This is a genomic window from Pelistega suis (assembly GCF_013133795.1).
In the GTDB taxonomy this organism is placed as follows: Bacteria; Pseudomonadota; Gammaproteobacteria; order Burkholderiales; family Burkholderiaceae_B; genus Taylorella; species Taylorella suis.
This window is the reverse complement of sequence record NZ_JABGBN010000007.1, coordinates 60,582-79,449: the sequence shown is the minus strand read 5'-3', so window position 1 is coordinate 79,449 and position 18,868 is coordinate 60,582. Positions and strand designations below refer to the sequence as shown.

Here is an 18,868-nt window from a genome sequence, read left to right as displayed (position 1 = left end):
AGCATATAACAGCTCTTATATGCTTGACAATCCACATTAACCATAGTAAGGTTTACGTTAACGTAAGGTTTGATTCACTCATAAATTTTCATACAATTATGGCAAAAGACAAAACGTGGACTATCTCAGAATTATCCCAAGAATTTAATGTTACTCCACGCACCCTACGCTTTTACGAGGATCATCAAATCCTTGATCCCATCCGTGAAGGACAAAAGAGAATTTATACTCATCGCGATCGTACACGCTTAAAACTTGCTTTACGTGGTAAGCGTCTGGGATTTCCGCTGAGCGAAATTCGTCATCTTATCGATATGTATGACGGTCCAGGTAGCACAGCAACACAGCTCAAAACCTATATTGATGCCCTACAAACCCATAAAAACCAGCTCCTTCAACAAAAAACCGACTTAGAACAAACTCTTGCCGAAATGGAGGAGCAAGAAAAACATTGTTTGACGCTCTTAAAAAACCTAACCTAAGGAAAACCCTAAGTTTACGTTAACGTAAAGCAAGAGGTAAAATACAACCGTCGTATAGATTGATTAAAAGGGAATTTCCCTTTTTGACCCCTCACCATTTCAGGACACTGACTTTTTGGATAGTTACCGTCCTTTAAAACTAGGAGATTTAATATGCACTTACCGGGTTTAAATTTCGACCTAGGCGAAGACCTAGATATGTTACGCAGCGCTATTTATGAGTTTGCACAAGCAGAAATTGCGCCCCGCGCCCAAGAAATCGACCGTACAGATCAATTCCCTATGGATTTATGGAAAAAATTCGGTGATATGGGTCTATTAGGTCTTACTGTATCTGAAGAATATGGTGGTACCAACTTAGGCTATCTAGCTCACATGATTGCCATGGAAGAAATCTCTCGTGCTAGCGCCTCTGTTGGCTTATCTTATGGCGCACACTCCAATCTTTGTGTTAACCAAATCCATCGTAACGGTACCGAAGCACAAAAACAAAAATACCTACCTAAACTCGTTTCTGGTGAACATATTGGTGCATTAGCGATGTCAGAACCTGGGGCAGGCTCTGATGTCGTCAGCATGAAACTTCGCGCAGAGAAAAAAGGTGATAAATACGTTCTTAACGGTAGCAAGATGTGGATTACCAATGGTCCAGATGCAGACACCTTAGTCGTCTATGCCAAAACAGAACCTGAGGCACATTCTAAAGGCATTACAGCCTTTATCATCGAAAAAGGCTTCAAAGGTTTCTCTATCGCACAAAAACTCGACAAAATGGGTATGCGTGGTAGTCATACCGGTGAATTAGTTTTCCAAGATTGTGAAGTACCCGAAGAAAATATTCTTGGCGAATTAAACGGTGGCGTTAAAGTCTTAATGAGTGGATTAGACTATGAACGCGCCGTTTTATCAGGTGGCCCACTTGGCATCATGCAAGCCGTCATGGATGTTGCTGTCCCCTACATCCATGACCGCAAACAATTTGGTCAATCGATTGGTGAATTCCAGCTTATTCAAGGCAAAATTGCCGATATGTACACGGCATTACAAGCTTGCCGTGCGTTCTGCTATACCGTTGGCAAGAACTTAGACAAGGCAGGCGCTGACCATGTCCGCCAAGTACGCAAAGATTGTGCTGCGGTCATTCTCTACTGCGCAGAGAAAGCGACTTGGATGGCAGGCGAAGGTATTCAAATTTTAGGGGGTAATGGTTACATTAATGAATACCCTGTCGGACGTCTATGGCGTGATGCTAAACTATACGAGATTGGTGCAGGTACGAGTGAAATTCGTCGTATGCTCATCGGTCGTGAATTATTTAACGAAACTAAATAGTCAATAGTTTAAGGTTTTTAAAAAGGATTAAATATGTCAGATCCCGTTGTTATTGTTTCCGCCGTTCGTACACCCATGGGCGCTATGCTTGGTAGTTTGTCAGGCTTAGCTGCTCATGAACTAGGGGCTATCGCGATTAAAGCTGCCGTTGAACGTGCGGGTATCAAAGGTGAAGATGTTCAAGACGTTATTATGGGTAACGTGCTTCAAGCCGGTCAAGGTCAAGCACCAGCCCGCCAAGCAACTCTTGGTGCAGGTCTGCCTAAAAGTGTAGGTGCTTTAACGATTCACAAAGTGTGTGGTTCAGGCTTAAAAGCCGTTATGCTAGCACATGATATGTTGGTATCAGGTAGTGCAGACGTTATCGTTGCCGGTGGACAAGAAAGCATGTCAAATGCCCCATACCTTTTACCTAAAGCGCGTCAAGGTTACCGTTATGGTCACTCTACTGTCTACGACCATATGGCATTAGATGGTCTAGAAGATGCTTACCAACGCGGTACCGCTATGGGCGTATTTGCTGAGCAATGCGTTGACAAGTATCAATTCACGCGCGAGCAACAAGACGCTTATGCGATTGAATCTCTCCGTCGTGCCAATCAAGCGATTGCGGACGGTAGTTTTGCATGGGAAATTGCCCCTGTGACTATTGCCGGTCGTGGTGGAGATGTCGTGGTTGATACAGACGAAGCACCCACAAAAGCTAAACCAGAAAAAATCCCTACCCTACGTCCAGCCTTTAAAAAAGACGGCACAGTGACCGCGGCTAATGCCTCCTCTATCTCAGACGGTGCCGCCGCATTAGTATTAATGCGTGCCTCAACCGCAGAGAAACTCGGTGTTAAACCTCTTGCCCGCGTTGTCGCACATACCCAGCACTCTCACGAACCAGCATGGTTTACCACAGCCCCTGTCGGCGCGATTCAAAAGTGTCTAGACAAGGCTGGCTGGACCAAAGACGATGTTGATCTCTACGAAATCAACGAAGCCTTTGCCGTGGTGACAATGGCTGCCATGCAAGAGTTAAACCTTGACCACGCTAAAGTCAATATTCACGGAGGCGCGACAGCACTTGGACATCCAATTGGTGCATCTGGTGCCCGTATTCTCACAACACTTATCGGTGCATTACGCAAAACAAGTGGCAAAAAAGGTATCGCAACACTTTGTATTGGTGGTGGCGAAGCCGTAGCACTTGCTGTCGAAATGTACTAACTGTACTCACAAACACAATGGGATAGACTATGCCAGTTATTCAATCAAAAATTAATACTCGCTCTCAAGCATTCATAGATAATGCAGCAAGTATGCAAGCTCAAGTAGATGACTTAAAGCTTCAACTTAATAAAACGGCATTAGGAGGTAGTCAATCCGCTCGTGACAAACATACCGCTCGCGGGAAACTGTTACCCCGTGAGCGCGTTGAGCGATTATTAGACCCCGGTAGTGCCTTCTTGGAACTCTCACCATTAGCCGCACATGGCATGTACGATGACGAAGCACCTGGTGCAGGCATTATCACAGGGATTGGTCGCGTATCTGGCATAGAATGCATGATTGTATGTAATGACCCAACCGTCAAAGGCGGTACATACTATCCCATGACCGTCAAAAAACACTTACGTGCCCAAGAAATCGCCCAACAAAATCGCCTACCATGTATTTATCTCGTCGATTCTGGTGGCGCTAACTTACCTCGCCAAGATGAGGTTTTCCCTGACCGCGAACACTTTGGACGGATTTTCTTTAACCAAGCCCAAATGTCCGCTCTCGGCATTGCACAGATTGCTGTGGTAATGGGGTCATGTACCGCAGGTGGTGCTTATGTCCCTGCGATGAGTGACGAATCTATCATCGTCAAAAATCAAGGAACTATTTTCCTTGGGGGACCTCCGTTGGTCAAAGCAGCGACAGGTGAAGTCGTCTCCGCTGAGGACCTTGGTGGTGGTGATGTCCACACTCGTTTATCTGGCGTAGCAGACCATTTAGCCAATAATGATTTACATGCTTTAGAACTAGCGCGTGAAGCGGTGGCTCGCTTAAATCGCAAGAAAGATATTCCTTTACGTCTTATTCCATCACGAGAGCCTTTATACAACCCCGAAGAGCTCAATGGCATTATCCCTGTGGATACTCGTAAGCCTTTTGATGTACGTGAGGTCATTGCTCGTATCGTTGATGGTTCGGAATTTGATGAATTTAAAGCACGCTTTGGAACAACACTAGTCACAGGCTTTGCACATATTCATGGAATGCCTGTCGGTATTATTGCCAACAACGGCATTTTATTCTCTGAAGCCGCTCAAAAAGGCACGCACTTTATTGAATTATGCTGCCAGCGCAAAATTCCTCTTGTTTTCTTACAAAACATTACAGGCTTTATGGTCGGTCGCAAATATGAAAACGAAGGAATTGCCCGCCATGGTGCTAAGATGGTGACTGCCGTATCCACAGCCTCTGTGCCTAAATTTACTGTCTTAATTGGCGGTTCTTTCGGTGCTGGTAACTACGGCATGTGTGGCCGTGCTTTTGGTCCTCGCATGCTTTACATGTGGCCAAATGCACGTATCTCGGTAATGGGTGGCGAACAAGCCGCTAGCGTCCTCTCCACCATTAAACGTGATCAGTTCGAAGCAAAAGGCGAAACATGGTCAGCCGAAGAGGAAGAAGCGTTTAAAGCGCCTATTCGTGCCAAATACGAAGTCGAAGGTCACCCTTACTATGCGTCTGCACGCCTATGGGACGACGGCATTATTCAGCCCGCTGATACGCGTCGCGTTCTCGCCCTTAGCCTATCTGCAGCCCTTAATGCACCTATCGAAGACACCAAGTTTGGTGTATTCCGTATCTAATAGGAGAGCCACCTTATGTTTACTAAAATTCTCATTGCTAACCGTGGCGAAATTGCATGTCGTGTTGCTGCAACTGCTCGCAAAATGGGTATTCGTACTGTTGCTGTTTATTCTGATGCCGATGCCAATGCCGCTCATGTTGCCGCATGCGATGAATCTGTCTATATCGGTGGTTCAGAGCCTCGTCAAAGTTACCTCCGTGCAGATGTCATTCTAGAAGCCGCTAAGAAAACAGGCGCACAAGCCATCCACCCTGGCTATGGCTTTCTATCAGAAAATGAGGCATTTGCTCAAGCATGTGCTGACAATGGCATTACCTTTATTGGCCCCCCTGCCTCTTCTATTGCTGCAATGGGTAGCAAATCTGCTGCTAAAGCACTCATGGAAAAAGCTGGTGTACCGCTTGTTCCGGGTTATCACGGTGAAAATCAAGACCCGGACTTTTTACAACAAGAGGCCAACCGTATCGGCTATCCTGTCTTAATTAAGGCCAGCGCCGGTGGTGGTGGTAAAGGCATGCGTATTGTACAGTCTGAAGCAGAGTTTAAAGATGCTCTCAGCTCTTGCAAACGCGAAGCCATCAGTAGCTTCGGTGACGATCGTGTCCTTGTCGAGCGTTATTTAAGCAAACCTCGTCATATTGAAATTCAAGTGTTTGCGGATAGTCAAGGCAATACGGTTTACCTTTTTGAACGCGATTGCTCAGTACAACGTCGTCACCAAAAAGTTATCGAAGAAGCCCCTGCACCGGGGATGACCGAAGAACGTCGTCAACAAATGGGCGAAGCTGCTGTTGCCGCCGCTAAAGCTGTTGGCTATGTCGGCGCAGGTACTGTTGAGTTTATTGCAGAACCCGATGGTCGTTTCTACTTTATGGAAATGAATACCCGTCTACAAGTAGAACACCCAGTGACTGAAATGATTACAGGCTATGATCTTGTCGAATGGCAATTACGCGTCGCTGCCGGAGAACCACTACCCGTCACACAAGCTGCCCTACAAATCAAAGGACATGCGATTGAGTCACGTATTTATGCAGAGAACCCTGAAAAAGGTTTCTTGCCTTCTATTGGTCAATTACATTACCTACATCTCCCTGAACACGTTAAATTCGAGATTAACGAAGGAACTCGTGTAGATGGTGGTGTACGTCAAGGCGATACCATTTCACCTTTCTATGACCCTATGATTGCCAAGCTGATTGTTTGGGGTAAGGATCGCGAACAAGCTATCGCTCGTATGAAGCAAGCCTTAGCAGATACCCAAGTAGTGGGCGTTAATACTAATATTGCTTTCTTAGGTCGTTTATTCTCAAATAATGCCTTTACAAGTGCCGATTTGGACACAGGGTTGATTGAGAAAAATACGGAGCAATTATTACCTAAAGCTCAAGCAGCTTCAGTCACAAGTGTTGCCCATTTAGTTGCTGCTTTATTAAGTAAGCGTGGTCAAATGACACCTTCATCGCATCAACAACAACACTCTACTGACCCTTGGGACTTAAACGATACTTGGCGTGTTGCTTCGGTCTTTAATGAAACCATTCATCTACGTGATGGAGAAACTGATTGCATCGTACAACTTGCTCGTTCAGGACAGGAATGGACATTGACCCTTAATGGACAATCTCATGCCTTTACTTGGCGTGTTACTGAAAATGATGGACGTTTTGCAACTCAAGTCTGCTTAGCAGGTGTTAACTCAAGTATGAGCGTCATTGTTCAAGGTGAAGACGCTTATCTATTTGATCAAGGTCAAGTCACTCATCTTCAACTACCTGACGACTTACATCATTCTGCCGACGAACAAGCCCATGGTGGAGGTTTAGTTGCTCCAATGCCAGGTAAGATTATTTCACTTGCCGTCAATACGGGCGATACAGTGAAAGCAGGTCAAACCTTGCTAGTCATGGAAGCGATGAAAATGGAGCATACGATTACATCCCCTTCTGACGGTAAAATCGAAGAAATCTTCTATGCCGTCGGTGATCAAGTCTCTGATGGCGCAGAACTCATCAAGCTTTCTGAATAACCTCCTTTCTATTCATCCCTCATATCCTCTCTGCCCCAGAGAGGATATGTCCATTTATAGCCTGTTAAAAAGTGTTAATCATTACTTTTTTTACTAGTTCTATCATAGCTGAAACGGTATGATAAGAGTATCTACAACAATTACTATGTATTTTGATTATGACAACAACACCAGCTGCCAGTTTACATGCCTTTGAGCAAGCACTTACACAGAATAATCTCCCTGAAGCAACCCAACAGTTTCTTAAACTATTAATCACCTTAGATGCAAACTTTGGTGCACTTCAAAATATCGAATATAGCTTTCCTAGTCAGCTAAATGTTCCTGAATTGACGGAAGAGCAAACCATTTATTTCTGCACTAAAGCCGCTAATCTCATTACCGAGCTATTTACAAATCCTGCTTTAGAATTAACGTATCAACAAGGTATTGATATTCTCATTCGTCAACGTTGGTTAGCCTTAATCTTTGCTACCTCACCCTATGTCAATGCAGACCATATCTTATCTCACTATTTGACCAAAACTCCTGACGGTCAATTACATATTCCAAACCAACTCAGTGTATGGGTTAAGTTCTGCATTATGTATTTACCAGAATCTACCGTCAATATTAATCTTGACGCTATCTGGAATGGTTCTGCATACTTGTGTGCTGCACTATGTTTTGCGCTACAATCTCCGCGTTTTATCGGCACTCCAATCGCTTTTAACAAACGTCATAACATCCTTAAATGGCTCCCAGAAAAGCTTAATCAATTAGATGATTTAACTGCTTTACCCTCTGCCATCTCCCACGATGTGTATATGCATTGTAGTTATGATATTGATGCCAATAAGCATCTAGTCAAAAAATCACTCAACGGCATCATCCGCAAATATCTACTCAAGAATGGATGGCAAGACCGTGATGTCAGTGTCATTGGAAAAACTAATGGCAAGCCTGTCATGGTAGTTTTATTAGAGCATTTTCATGCTACACACTCTATTTATCGTACGCACTCAACTTCTATGGAGGCTGCGCGCGATAAATTCCATATCATTGGTATCGGTCAAGACTCCGTGGATCAAGCGGGGCGCGATGTTTTCCATGAGTTCCACCAAATTCCATCATCCAATGTTCTTGAGCAATTGAAGTTCGTTCGAGAAATTTGCGAAAAATACCAAGCCGCTGTGTTATATATGCCAAGCATTGGTATGTTCTTGGAAACCATTTTTGCAAGTAATACTCGTCTAGCGCCAATCCAAGCCATTGCCTTAGGTCACCCAGCCACCACGCATTCTGATTTTATTGAGTACGTTATTGTGGAAGATGATTATGTCGGTTCAGAAGATTGCTTTAGTGAACAGCTTATTCGTTTACCCAAAGATGCTTTACCTTACAAACCATCGGCGTTAGCACCTAATAAAGTAGAATACCGCTTGATTGAAAAACCAGAAGTTGTGCATATTGGTATCGCCTCAACAACAATGAAGCTTAACCCATACTTCCTAGAAGCGTGTAAAGTGATTCGCAACCGTGCAAAAGTCAAAGTGCATTTCCACTTTGCACTAGGTCAATCTATCGGTATTACACACCCTTATATCAAGCGCTTTATTAAATCTTTCTTAGGTGAAGATGCTTCGGTATATCATCACTTACCATACGATCAATATCTACGTAAACTCTATCAATGCGATATGATGATTAACCCATTCCCATTTGGCAATACCAATGGCATCATTGATATGGTTACTTTAGGTCTAGTCGGTATTTGTAAAACAGGTCCTGAGGTACATGAGCATATTGATGAAGGTCTATTTAAACGACTCGGCTTACCTGAGTGGTTAATTGCGAATACAGTAGATGAATATGTAGAGCATGCGGTTCGTCTTGCCGAAAACCACGAAGAACGTATTGCACTACGTCGTCATATTATCGAAAATAACGGCCTACATAAACTATTTACGGGCAATGCTTCGCCTTTAGGAGAGGAATTATTAAAACGCGTCAATACTTTAGAACAAAAGGATGCTGTGACTGCTACTGAAGAAAAAACAGCTGTCACTAAAAAAGCAACGCCTAAAAAAGCAGCCACCAAAAAAAGTGCGCCTAAAAAAGCGAGTAGCACTAGCAAAAAAGCAAGTGACTCTCAAACCTCTTTAGAAGTGTAATAGGTTCACAGAGAGGTTCATTTACCTTTCATACAAAAATGCTCCTATTGTTTCAAACCTAAACAATGGGAGCATTTACTATTTAAAACGATAGATGAATTAATGCAGACCAAAGAAAAGCTCTTTCACCTGTACGCTGAGTTTTAAAAGCAATTTCTCTGCCATCTCTACTTCAACACCTTCTTTTTTAAGATTTTGAATAAATACGGGTAGAGAATCTTTCAGAATTTGCACATCACCGTCTGGAACACGCATAAACTCAATGCCACTAATATGTTGGATTCGCCCGTCAGCGAGCCTTCTCCACCCATTAGTATCAAAACGGGGACGATTCTGTTGCTTCATTTCCATCATTGAGCCTTATGGACGAACTTTTGCGATTAAATCGTCAAGACGAGTCAACATTAACTCAATCTCTTCGCTCGTAATATTTAAGGCCGGCATAAAGCGTAATAAATTTGGACGTGGTGCATTGAGTAACAAGCCCTCTGGTAAGGCCTCACGAGCCGCTAGTACTAATTCATTACCATAATCACCGTCTAAGAGTAAGGCACGTAGTAATCCCACACCACGCTCACCTTTCATTCCGTATTTAGCTGAAAGTTTTAAAAGACCTTCTGATAATTGCGTAGCACGCGCTTTTACGTTATCCATAAAGCCATCGGCCATTAAAGTATCGAATACCGCGACACCTACCGCTGTCATCAATGGATTACCGTTATACGTCCCCCCTTGATCGCCATATTCAAAGACTGAAACCTCTTCACGCGACAGCAAAGCCGCCAGTGGTACTCCACCACCAATCCCTTTACCGAGTGTCATAATATCTGGCGTAACCCCATAGTGTTGATAAGCAAATAGCTCACCACAACGGCCGTAACCGGTTTGTACTTCATCCACAATAAAAAGTAAGTTATGCTCTTTACAAAGCGCTTGCAAACCTTGCATGAATTCTTTAGTCGCAGGAATCACACCACCCTCACCTTGTACAGGTTCTAGCATAATTGCGACTGTCTGTTCATCAATTAAAGCACGCACAGAATCCAAATCATTTAATTCAGCTTTTGGAAAACCGTCCACTTGCGGCGGGAATTTTTTGTCCCATCCTTCTTTACCCGAAGCTGACATGGTCGCTAAGGTACGACCATGAAACGCATGATTCATCGTAATAATTTTATACGCACCATTACGTTTTTTCTGTCCCCATTTGCGTGCTAATTTAATCGCCCCCTCATTGGCTTCAGCACCACTATTCGCAAAAAACACACGATCAAATACACTCGCTTTGGTCAAACGAGAAGCTAACTCCAAAGAAGGTTGATTGTAAAACGCAGGCGATGGATTGATTAACAAGCCTGATTGTCGATTTAAAGCCTCTCGAATAGCGGGAGGATTATGTCCCAAACAGTTCACTGCCCAACCTTGAATCACATCAAGATAGCGCTTACCATTATGGTCTTCTAACCACGAACCTTCGCCTTTGACAAAGACGATTTCAGGACGTGCAGTAATGTCCATTAAAGACTGAGTATCAGCGAAATTCACGGTCATGGGGTTTCTCCTCTTGAAAAATTTATTTTAGCATTTTGTGGGGATTAAAATTTTGAATTTGTTTAACCGTTGTTTAACCAAAAGCCTACTTTTCATCAAGAAAAATAGTTTATTTTAATAAAATCAATAAGTTATAAAATTGAATTTGTTTAACCGTTGTTTAACCAAAAATTTATTTTATGAGCGAAGTAAAACAAATAACTAATATAATTCAATCAGCTATAGTAGCTCAATTTGTTTAACCGTTGCTTAACTAAAAGCCTGTTTTTTATCAAGAAAAATAGTTTATTATAATAAAATCAATAAGTTATATAATTGAATTTGTTTAACCGTTGCTTAGCCAATAAATTGCCTTTTACATTAAAGAGAATGTGAATGAACCATAAAGATATCCGCCAATTGCAGTATTTAACTGATGAATTGATTAAATTACCCAAAGAAAATGAATGGGTTGAGTTTAAAATCAATAATAAGGATCCCAAAATGGTTGGAGAAGATATTTCTGCTCTTGCCAATAGTGCTGCGTTATTAGGCAAAGTATCTGCTTATATGATTTGGGGAATAGACGATGCGGATCATAAAATCGTGGGGACAGATTTTCAACCCTCTACAACCAAACACAAACAACAAGAACTAGAAAGCTGGTTATTGCAAAAACTTGAGCCGAAGATTGACTTTCACTTTTGGGAGTTTGAATATCAAGGTTTTAATGTCGTTATTTTAGAAATTAAAGCCGCTGTCCATAAACCTGTAAGATTTGATGGAACAGAATACATTCGTATTGGCTCTTACACCAAAAAACTGCGTGATTTTTCAGAAAAAGAGCGAGAACTGTGGCGTATTTTGGATCGTATCCCCTTTGAAAAGCAAATAGCACTCAAATCTGTAAATGGTGAAAAAGTGCTTCAACTGCTTGAATTTGTCAAATATTTTGATATGACCAAACAACCATTACCTGATACACAACAAGGGATTTTAGCAAAATTACAAGATGATAAATTAATTATTGATAATGCAGGACTGTGGGATATTACCAACCTAGGAGCCATTTTATTTGCCAAACGTCTATCTGATTTTGACCATTTAGCCAAAAAAGCAGTACGCATTATTCGTTACCAAGGGAATAATAAATTCACGACTGAGAAAGAAATTAACAGTCTCGCGGGATATGCCGTTGACTTTGAGCAGATTATGCAAAGCATAAAAGCACTACTCCCCTCTTATGAGGAAGTCGGCCTAACCTTTCGCAAAGAGATGAATACTTATCCTGAAATTGCATTGCGCGAATTAGTGGCTAATGCTCTTATTCATCAAGATTTCAATATCTCTGGTACATCGCCAATGATTGAAATTTTCTCACATCGCTTGGAAATTACCAATACAGGTTCACCTTTAGTCGAGGTAGATCGTTTTATGGATAAACCACCATGTAGCCGTAATGAACATTTAGCTGCATTGATGCGAAGATTAGATATCTGTGAGGAGCGTGGCACAGGTATTGATAAAGTCATCTTACAAATTGAGCTTAATCAAATGCCAGCACCTTATTTTGAAGACTTAGGGAACTATACAAAAGCCGTATTATTTACTTATCGTCCCTTTTCAGATATTACTAAGGAGGAACGTTTGCGCGCTTGTTACTGGCACTGTGTTTTTAAATATATCAATCGTGAGCAGATGAGTAATGCAAGTTTGAGAGAGCGTTTTGGTAATGCGGTGAGTAGTGCAATGATTAGCAAAATCATCAAAGAAGCACAAGAAAAAATGCTTATTAAAATTTTTGATCAAGAGGCTGGCTCCAAAGCCAAGAAATATATTCCGATATGGAGCTAGTTCAATCAATTAATTTGTTTAACCGTTGCTTAACCAAAAGCCTACTTTTCATCAAGAAAAATAGTTTATTATAATAAAATCAATAAGTTATAGAATTGAATTTGTTTAACCGTTGCTTAACCAACTACTTAAATAATAATTGATTGTCTATGCAGACTACCTCTTTCCCCATTATGTCTCCTTATATTGGTCGTTTTGCACCCAGTCCTAGTGGACCCTTACATAATGGCTCGCTTGTCGCAGCAATGGCAAGCTATCTTGATGCACGCGCACATCAAGGTCAGTGGCTACTCCGTATCGAAGATATTGATACGCCTCGTGTAGTCGAGGGTGCGGATGCACTGATTATGCAACAACTACAGCAGCTTGGTATGCATTGGGATGGTGACGTTATCTGGCAATCACAACGCCTTGCGCGATATGAAGAAGTCTTTGCACAACTACGTCAACAACAGCTTATTTATGGTTGCGCCTGCACCCGCAAAGAAATCGCCGATAGTGCTATTGCGCTCGGTTTACACGCTAATGGTCAATACCCCTATCCTGGGACTTGTCGTCACGGTACTGATAAACCTATGCGTGCTTGGAGGCTACAAATGCCCGATAAAGAGGTGCTTTTTAAAGACCGCTGGTTAGGTCATCAGCAGCAAAACCCGCAACAAGATATTGGCGATATTATTATCAAACGTGCCGATGGCTTGTTTGCCTACCAGCTAGTGGTGGTTATCGATGACGGAGATCAAGGCATTACCGATATTGTACGAGGACAGGACTTATTGGACTCGACACAGCGCCAACTTTGTATTGCTGATTATCTCGGTCTAACACACCCTCGTTATATGCATGTCCCTCTTATCCTCGATGAGCAAGGGCGTAAACTTTCCAAACAAAACCATGCACCAGCCATTAGTATGCATAATGCGCTCCATAGCCTTCAACAAGCTTGGTTGGCACTGGGATTTGAGATTTTTCCTTGCTCAACGGTAGAGAGCTTTTGGGCATCCGCGACCGAAAAATGGGCGAAAAGATTCTTGCCATCACTCTCGTAGTACGAGTACCTCTACCCGTCGCAAAAAGCTTTTATAGACACAAAATCCAACACTAACCACTCACGGTCTGGTGAGTGGCTGTAATTTCTCATCCAATAACTGCTTAAGCAATATCGTCCCATCCTCTGCTCGGCGGAATTCACCATAGCGAGCTTGCTCAAAATAACTCGCCAATCCTTCTGGGAAAAAGTATTGATGGGTACTCAGACGCCATTGCCATTCCCCTCTTTTTGCCTTAATCCAAATAGCATTCGGGCAATCGACACTCGCTTCTTGTATCGCACTCGAATGACACATCTGCATCACGCCCTGCGCATCTTCTTTTAAATACAGATACGCATATCGACTCTCATTGATATCCACATCCACATCATTAAGCAGGGCAAAATTTAACTCCATATAATCACCTTGCATAATAGATCGAGGATCCAAGGGCGCCAACGCCAGAATAATCGGCTGACCCTCTCGTAAAATGCGCTCATTATTATCTATACTGTAATTGGCAAGCCCTAGCACCCCCACGAGGGTAATGACGGTCGCTATTAGCACTCTTTTGCCAGCACCTTGCCATAGACCTAAGCGTGATGACTCAAGCGCAGTACGAGGTTTTGTGAGTGCAAAAATCATCGCCACTATGACTAATAAGACCGTGCCAATACCAAGTAAAAAGTAGGATTTATTCAGTAAACTACTCTCCAAAGAGTAATAAAGCATACTCAACGAGACCAAAATACCCACAATCCCTACCCAAAATAGTCCCTGTTGACACAAGAAATACGCTAATAACAGCATATCCAGACAAAGGATAATCTGTGGATGGTCAATCCATAACCCTCCCAATCCTAATAGCACCAGCACACTTATCCAACGCAGACGAGCAGGGAACTCACTCCTTAGACCATAAGCCAATAAGGCTGGACTCAAAGCAAATAAATAGGCGCTGAATTTTTGCCAAATGAACTGCTGATATAAACCACCAGTCATTTGCACCCACATACTCACCTCATGAGAAAAGAAGTGAGCTTCATTGGTAGCAACCGTATCTGGCGATACCATACCCATCATTGAGGAGAAAAGAATACCGCTGCCAAATAGATAAATAAACCCACCCCACATCATCGGTGACAGTAAGCCACGTAAGCTGTGCGCTTGCATTGATGGTACGGCTCTTGGCGTTTGTGTCAAGCGATATCCACTCCACAAGCTCATCAACGCAACCAAGAAAAACAGTACACTTTGGGTAAACCATATAGAATCTAAAGAATGCGTAAAATCCAAACTCATGACGGTCAGTAACACCCAAAATGCTACCAAACTCATCATACGAATTAAAAAAGCCTTTATCTGCCAGAATACCACGCCCAACAATAAGAGTAAGCAGACTTTTTTTATCCAAAAGCTCTCGCCATAAGGGTTGAGGACAAATACATCCAACAACATACACCCCAAACCGCTTAGCATAAGGGCTTGTGCTACGATTTCTTGCGTTTCTTTATCCCTTTGGCGAATAGATTCTCGATAGAGACCCCATGCGACACCAGACAACAAGAGTCCCATCGGAAAAACACTATCCTCAAACCCACTCAACAAGACAATCCCAGCAACAACAATCGCCGTCGCTTGCGTGGTCATCCATAATAAAAACAATTGCAATGCCCAATGGAGAGGCTTTTTGGAGACTACTAAAGGCTCATTTTGACCCAGAGCCCCATCGGCTGCTACCTATTGGATAGATGAATCCGTCATCGGCCCGATGGATGACGATAAAGGCGATGAAGGGCTATTCTTTGAAATACGTCGAATAAAAAGCGTCCCACCTATGCCAATAGCAAAGAACAACACCCCTAAGAACACCAAACCACCCAGATCAAAAAGCAGTTCTAAAAAGTCCTCACCCAGCAGCATGAACACACTATAAATAAAGCTCAATACCGCAAGAACGATAATCACCATATCTCGGATAATCTTGCTATAAAACCATACCCCCACAGCCGATAATGCCAGACCAAATACAATGATTAATCCCTTGCTATACCATATCGTTTCTGAGATACGACCAGTATTAAATTGTGCCATCTGTAAATACACCAGACTACATGCGACTGCCAGCGCACTTAATCTCACCAAAACACGCCATTGTCGATCATGAAAAACATCTTTCAACCATTCGGTCGCTACCAATAACACTACACTGAGCCCTGCTGCAATCCATGATATCAGTACGACATCCAAACCCAATTCTGATAACCACAGCACAAGACTTAATACCAAGGTACTGAAAAATAGCAACGCATTCGCGATATGTGATAAGGCAATCAATAAAAACAACTGAAAAAATGTCCACACCGCAAATAACTGCCAGACATCAGCCCCCGTCTGATAAGTCTGCCCTATCAAAGCGAAAAGTCCGCCTATGCCTACTGCCGCCAAGAAAAACCATAAGCGAGAGCTGAGATGGAGCGCCTGCTCTTGTCGTCGTCGAGCAAAAGAAAAAAGTCCTGCTAGCACACAAAAGACAAAAATAAACTGTATACCATACAGCTTGGTAAAATGACTAAAGCCATCCCAATTTGCCGCTATCCATGTCACTAAGCCCGAAGAAAAAAGCCCTGCACCGAGCAGAACACCTAAAATCCCCAAATAGAATGCACCACTAGGAAAAAATAAAAATTTTTCGACAGACTTATTTGACATTTTTTATAACTCACTGATTTTTAATAACTTATTAATATAAAGACAAGCGCTGTAAGTCTCTTTTATACGAAAAAGGCATCCACTTAATTGTAGAAATAATGAATTTTTACTTGCAAAAAGTAATTTCCCTCTCGTATTATCCCAGAAAATACACTTTTATTTGATTTCTTATCATCCGTATATCAAGGAATATAATGACAAAAACACTAATTATTGCTGAAAAACCTTCTGTCGCACAGGATTTATCCCGCGCACTAGGTGGCTTTGAGCGCCATGATGGTTATTTTGAAAATGAGCAATATGTCCTTTCCTCCAGTGTGGGTCATTTATTAACCTTATTCAATCCCGATGATGTGGTTCGTGGTAAATGGTCTTTTACCCATCTGCCCGCCATTCCCAAAAATGGTTTTGACATTCAACCAGCGGATAAAAAATCATTAGACCGTTTAAAACTCCTTGTCAAACTCCTCAAACGTAAAGATGTTAGTGCGATTATTAATGCATGCGACGCGGGACGCGAAGGTGAGCTGATTTTCCGCTACATCGTGCAATACGCTAAAGTCAACAAGCCCATTCAACGTCTCTGGCTACAATCGATGACAAAGCAAGCCATTCTTGAGGCGTTTGATAATCTACGATCTGATGAAAGCATGAAGCCCCTTGAGGCTGCTGCTCGTTCACGTGCAGAAGCAGACTGGCTAGTGGGTATCAATGGCACCCGTGCCATGACCGCCTTTAATAGTAAAGACGGTGGTTTCTTTAAAACACCGATTGGTCGTGTACAAACGCCCACTCTAGCGATTGTCTATGACCGTGAGCAGAAAATTCGTCAATTTGTCTCGAAAAACTATTGGGAAGTAGTGGCTAGCTTTGTCTCTGCGGCAGGTATTTATGAAGGTCGCTGGATAGATAAAGACTTCAAAAAAGACGCTAATGACCCAGAGAAAAAAGAAAGTCGTTTATGGTCTGAAACCGCGGCGCAAACCGTAGTCATGGCATGCCGTAATAAAGCCGGTAGTGTGAGCGAAGAATCTAAACCTCTCACTCAAAATTCACCGGCACTCTACGACTTAACGAGTTTACAACGCGAGGCGAACTCTCGTTTTGGTTTTTCTGCTAAGACGACGCTAGCCTTGGCACAAGCTTTATATGAGCGTCACAAAGTCATTACTTATCCACGTACTGACTCACGTTACCTACCAGAAGACTATATTCCTACGGTTAAACAAACCCTCTCTGAAATTTCACAGAGTGGTGCCGCAATTAATCGTAGCCACACCTCCTTTGCGCAAACCATTCTAAGCAATAACTGGGTAAAACCGAATAAACGTATTTTTGATAATAAAAAGGTCTCTGACCACTTTGCGATTATTCCGACCTCACAATTACCTAAAGAGCTAAGTGATGCCGAGGCGAAAATCTATGATCTCATCACCAAACGCTTTATGGCGATTTTCTATCCAGCAGCCGAATATCGTGTTACCACACGTATTACGGTCGTGAGTGGACATCACTTTAAAACTGAAGGTAAAGTACTTGTATCACCAGGTTGGTTAGCCGTCTACGGTAAAGGTGCTCAAGACGGTGAGGATAGTCTTGTTCCTGTCTCAGAAAACGAGCAAGTCAAAACCGAAGAAATTCATATTGAAGCCAATGCGACAAAACCACCCCCACATTACACCGAGGCAACGTTATTAAGTGCCATGGAGGGTGCGGGTAAACTTGTCGAAGATGATGAATTACGCGAGGCGATGTCGGAGCGCGGCTTAGGCACACCGGCGACACGAGCGACCATTATTGAAGGCTTAATTGCTGATCAGTACTTACGTCGAGAGGGGCGTGATTTAGTCGCCACCACGAAAACACGCCAACTGATGACCCTACTCAATGGTTTGAATATTAAGGAACTCACCTCTCCCGAACTCACGGGCGAATGGGAGCATAAGCTAAAACAAATCGAACAAGGTACATTAGACCGCAACCGCTTTATGCAAGAGATTGCCCAAAGCACACAAGTCATTGTCAAACGTGCCAAAGAATACGAGCATGATACGATTCCAGGCGATTACGTGACGCTTAATACCTCTTGCCCTGCCTGTGGTGGCATCGTCAAAGAAAACTATCGCCGTTTTGCTTGTACCGACTGTGATTTCTCCATTACTAAAAATCCAGGTGGGCGTAATCTGGAAACCGAAGAAGCAGAAGAATTACTTACCCACCGTAGTATCGGCCCCTTGTCGGGCTTTATTAGTAAGCTAGGGCGTCCTTTCTCGGCTATTTTGCGATTAACAGAAGAAAACAAACTTGAATTTGACTTCGGACAAAATAATGAAGCCGAACAAGAAGAGATTGATTTCAGTAGCCTCACTGCACTTGGAAAATGTCCTAAATGCACCTCAGGTCATATTTATGATATTGGCATGAGCTATGTCTGCGACCAATCTACCAATAAGGACAATCCTTGCGACTTCAAATCAGGCAAAGTTATCTTACAACAAGAAATCTCCCAAGAGCAGATGAGTAAACTGCTTGAAACAGGCAAGACCGATTTATTAGAGGGATTCGTGTCTAATCGCACCAATCGCAAATTTAAAGCCTTTTTAGCCATGGATAAAAAAGGCAAGATTGGTTTTGAATTTGAAGAACGAGGCACAGCCACAAAAGCGGCGACAAAGAAAGCCTCGAAAACAGCAACAACATCGGCGACCAAAGCAACAACTGCCAAAAAAGCCACCACGAAAACGGTGGCCAAAAAAACAACTAAAACAGCAAGCAAGCGAGCAACAAAGAGCAGTTAATCACTGACGCACCCTTACACTGCTTACATGCTCTCACAAGAGTATGCTCACTGTGCCTGGCAACCATCACAACACTCTCACTAAAGGGTTTTT

13 protein-coding genes are annotated in these 18,868 nt (G+C 42.8%); 9 read left to right on the top strand and 4 right to left on the bottom strand.

What is annotated here, in order from left to right; all coding sequences use genetic code 11:
* Positions 1–98: 98 nt before the first annotated feature.
* From HKX39_RS08530 to HKX39_RS08505, 6 genes are all read left to right on the top strand, one after another.
* On the top strand, positions 99–482 hold the full coding sequence (locus HKX39_RS08530; protein ID WP_171680901.1) for a MerR family transcriptional regulator: 384 nt from the start codon (positions 99–101) through the stop codon (positions 480–482).
* A gap of 153 nt (positions 483–635) precedes the next feature.
* Positions 636–1,814, top strand: a complete 1,179-nt coding sequence (locus tag HKX39_RS08525; protein ID WP_171680900.1) for an isovaleryl-CoA dehydrogenase — start codon at positions 636–638, stop codon at positions 1,812–1,814.
* A 33-nt stretch (positions 1,815–1,847) separates the two neighbouring features.
* On the top strand, positions 1,848–3,029 hold the full coding sequence (locus HKX39_RS08520; protein ID WP_171680899.1) for an acetyl-CoA C-acyltransferase: 1,182 nt from the start codon (positions 1,848–1,850) through the stop codon (positions 3,027–3,029).
* A gap of 29 nt (positions 3,030–3,058) precedes the next feature.
* Positions 3,059–4,666 carry a carboxyl transferase domain-containing protein gene (locus HKX39_RS08515; protein WP_171680898.1) on the top strand — a complete coding sequence of 536 codons (1,608 nt, stop codon included), beginning with the start codon at positions 3,059–3,061 and terminating at the stop codon, positions 4,664–4,666.
* A 15-nt stretch (positions 4,667–4,681) separates the two neighbouring features.
* Complete coding sequence (locus HKX39_RS08510) at positions 4,682–6,697, top strand: acetyl/propionyl/methylcrotonyl-CoA carboxylase subunit alpha (RefSeq protein ID WP_171680897.1); 2,016 nt, start codon at positions 4,682–4,684, stop codon at positions 6,695–6,697.
* A gap of 158 nt (positions 6,698–6,855) precedes the next feature.
* The gene (locus tag HKX39_RS08505) at positions 6,856–8,850 is read left to right on the top strand and encodes a UDP-glucose:protein N-beta-glucosyltransferase (RefSeq protein WP_171680896.1); all 1,995 of its coding nucleotides are present in this window, start codon (positions 6,856–6,858) and stop codon (positions 8,848–8,850) included.
* Between the two features lie 99 nt (positions 8,851–8,949).
* Here HKX39_RS08505 and HKX39_RS08500 read toward each other — a convergent pair whose 3' ends face one another.
* Both HKX39_RS08500 and HKX39_RS08495 read right to left on the bottom strand, forming a co-directional pair.
* Positions 8,950–9,195: a hypothetical protein gene (locus HKX39_RS08500; RefSeq protein WP_171680895.1), complete on the bottom strand. Its 246-nt coding sequence runs from the start codon at positions 9,193–9,195 to the stop codon at positions 8,950–8,952.
* A gap of 15 nt (positions 9,196–9,210) precedes the next feature.
* Positions 9,211–10,401 carry an acetylornithine transaminase gene (locus tag HKX39_RS08495; protein WP_171680894.1) on the bottom strand — a complete coding sequence of 397 codons (1,191 nt, stop codon included), beginning with the start codon at positions 10,399–10,401 and terminating at the stop codon, positions 9,211–9,213.
* A 375-nt stretch (positions 10,402–10,776) separates the two neighbouring features.
* Here HKX39_RS08495 and HKX39_RS08490 point away from each other — a divergent pair, with 375 nt between their 5' ends.
* Positions 10,777–12,234, top strand: coding sequence for an RNA-binding domain-containing protein (locus HKX39_RS08490; RefSeq protein ID WP_171680893.1), 1,458 nt, complete (start codon positions 10,777–10,779; stop codon positions 12,232–12,234).
* Positions 12,235–12,383: 149 nt separating this feature from the next.
* A complete protein-coding gene (gene gluQRS / locus HKX39_RS08485; RefSeq protein WP_171680892.1) occupies positions 12,384–13,283 on the top strand; it encodes a tRNA glutamyl-Q(34) synthetase GluQRS in 900 nt (299 codons plus the stop codon).
* A 60-nt stretch (positions 13,284–13,343) separates the two neighbouring features.
* Here the strand turns inward: gluQRS and HKX39_RS08480 are convergent, their stop codons facing one another.
* Both HKX39_RS08480 and HKX39_RS08475 read right to left on the bottom strand, forming a co-directional pair.
* Positions 13,344–14,930, bottom strand: coding sequence for a GDYXXLXY domain-containing protein (locus HKX39_RS08480; protein ID WP_171680891.1), 1,587 nt, complete (start codon positions 14,928–14,930; stop codon positions 13,344–13,346).
* A gap of 75 nt (positions 14,931–15,005) precedes the next feature.
* Positions 15,006–15,977, bottom strand: a complete 972-nt coding sequence (locus tag HKX39_RS08475; protein ID WP_171680890.1) for a DUF2157 domain-containing protein — start codon at positions 15,975–15,977, stop codon at positions 15,006–15,008.
* Positions 15,978–16,171: 194 nt separating this feature from the next.
* Here HKX39_RS08475 and HKX39_RS08470 point away from each other — a divergent pair, with 194 nt between their 5' ends.
* Positions 16,172–18,775: a DNA topoisomerase III gene (locus HKX39_RS08470; protein ID WP_171680889.1), complete on the top strand. Its 2,604-nt coding sequence runs from the start codon at positions 16,172–16,174 to the stop codon at positions 18,773–18,775.
* Positions 18,776–18,868 lie beyond the last annotated feature (93 nt).

What these genes read in the sequence shown, in the direction of transcription:
- HKX39_RS08530 (WP_171680901.1), top strand. Translation starts at nt 99, where the DNA reads ATGGCAAAAGACAAAACGTGGACTATCTCAGAATTATCCCAAGAATTT.
- HKX39_RS08525 (WP_171680900.1), top strand. Translation starts at nt 636, where the DNA reads ATGCACTTACCGGGTTTAAATTTCGACCTAGGCGAAGACCTAGATATG.
- HKX39_RS08520 (WP_171680899.1), top strand. Translation starts at nt 1,848, where the DNA reads ATGTCAGATCCCGTTGTTATTGTTTCCGCCGTTCGTACACCCATGGGC.
- HKX39_RS08515 (WP_171680898.1), top strand. Translation starts at nt 3,059, where the DNA reads ATGCCAGTTATTCAATCAAAAATTAATACTCGCTCTCAAGCATTCATA.
- HKX39_RS08510 (WP_171680897.1), top strand. Translation starts at nt 4,682, where the DNA reads ATGTTTACTAAAATTCTCATTGCTAACCGTGGCGAAATTGCATGTCGT.
- HKX39_RS08505 (WP_171680896.1), top strand. Translation starts at nt 6,856, where the DNA reads ATGACAACAACACCAGCTGCCAGTTTACATGCCTTTGAGCAAGCACTT.
- HKX39_RS08500 (WP_171680895.1), bottom strand. Translation starts at nt 9,195, where the DNA reads ATGAAGCAACAGAATCGTCCCCGTTTTGATACTAATGGGTGGAGAAGG.
- HKX39_RS08495 (WP_171680894.1), bottom strand. Translation starts at nt 10,401, where the DNA reads ATGACCGTGAATTTCGCTGATACTCAGTCTTTAATGGACATTACTGCA.
- HKX39_RS08490 (WP_171680893.1), top strand. Translation starts at nt 10,777, where the DNA reads ATGAACCATAAAGATATCCGCCAATTGCAGTATTTAACTGATGAATTG.
- gluQRS (WP_171680892.1), top strand. Translation starts at nt 12,384, where the DNA reads ATGCAGACTACCTCTTTCCCCATTATGTCTCCTTATATTGGTCGTTTT.
- HKX39_RS08475 (WP_171680890.1), bottom strand. Translation starts at nt 15,977, where the DNA reads ATGTCAAATAAGTCTGTCGAAAAATTTTTATTTTTTCCTAGTGGTGCA.
- HKX39_RS08470 (WP_171680889.1), top strand. Translation starts at nt 16,172, where the DNA reads ATGACAAAAACACTAATTATTGCTGAAAAACCTTCTGTCGCACAGGAT.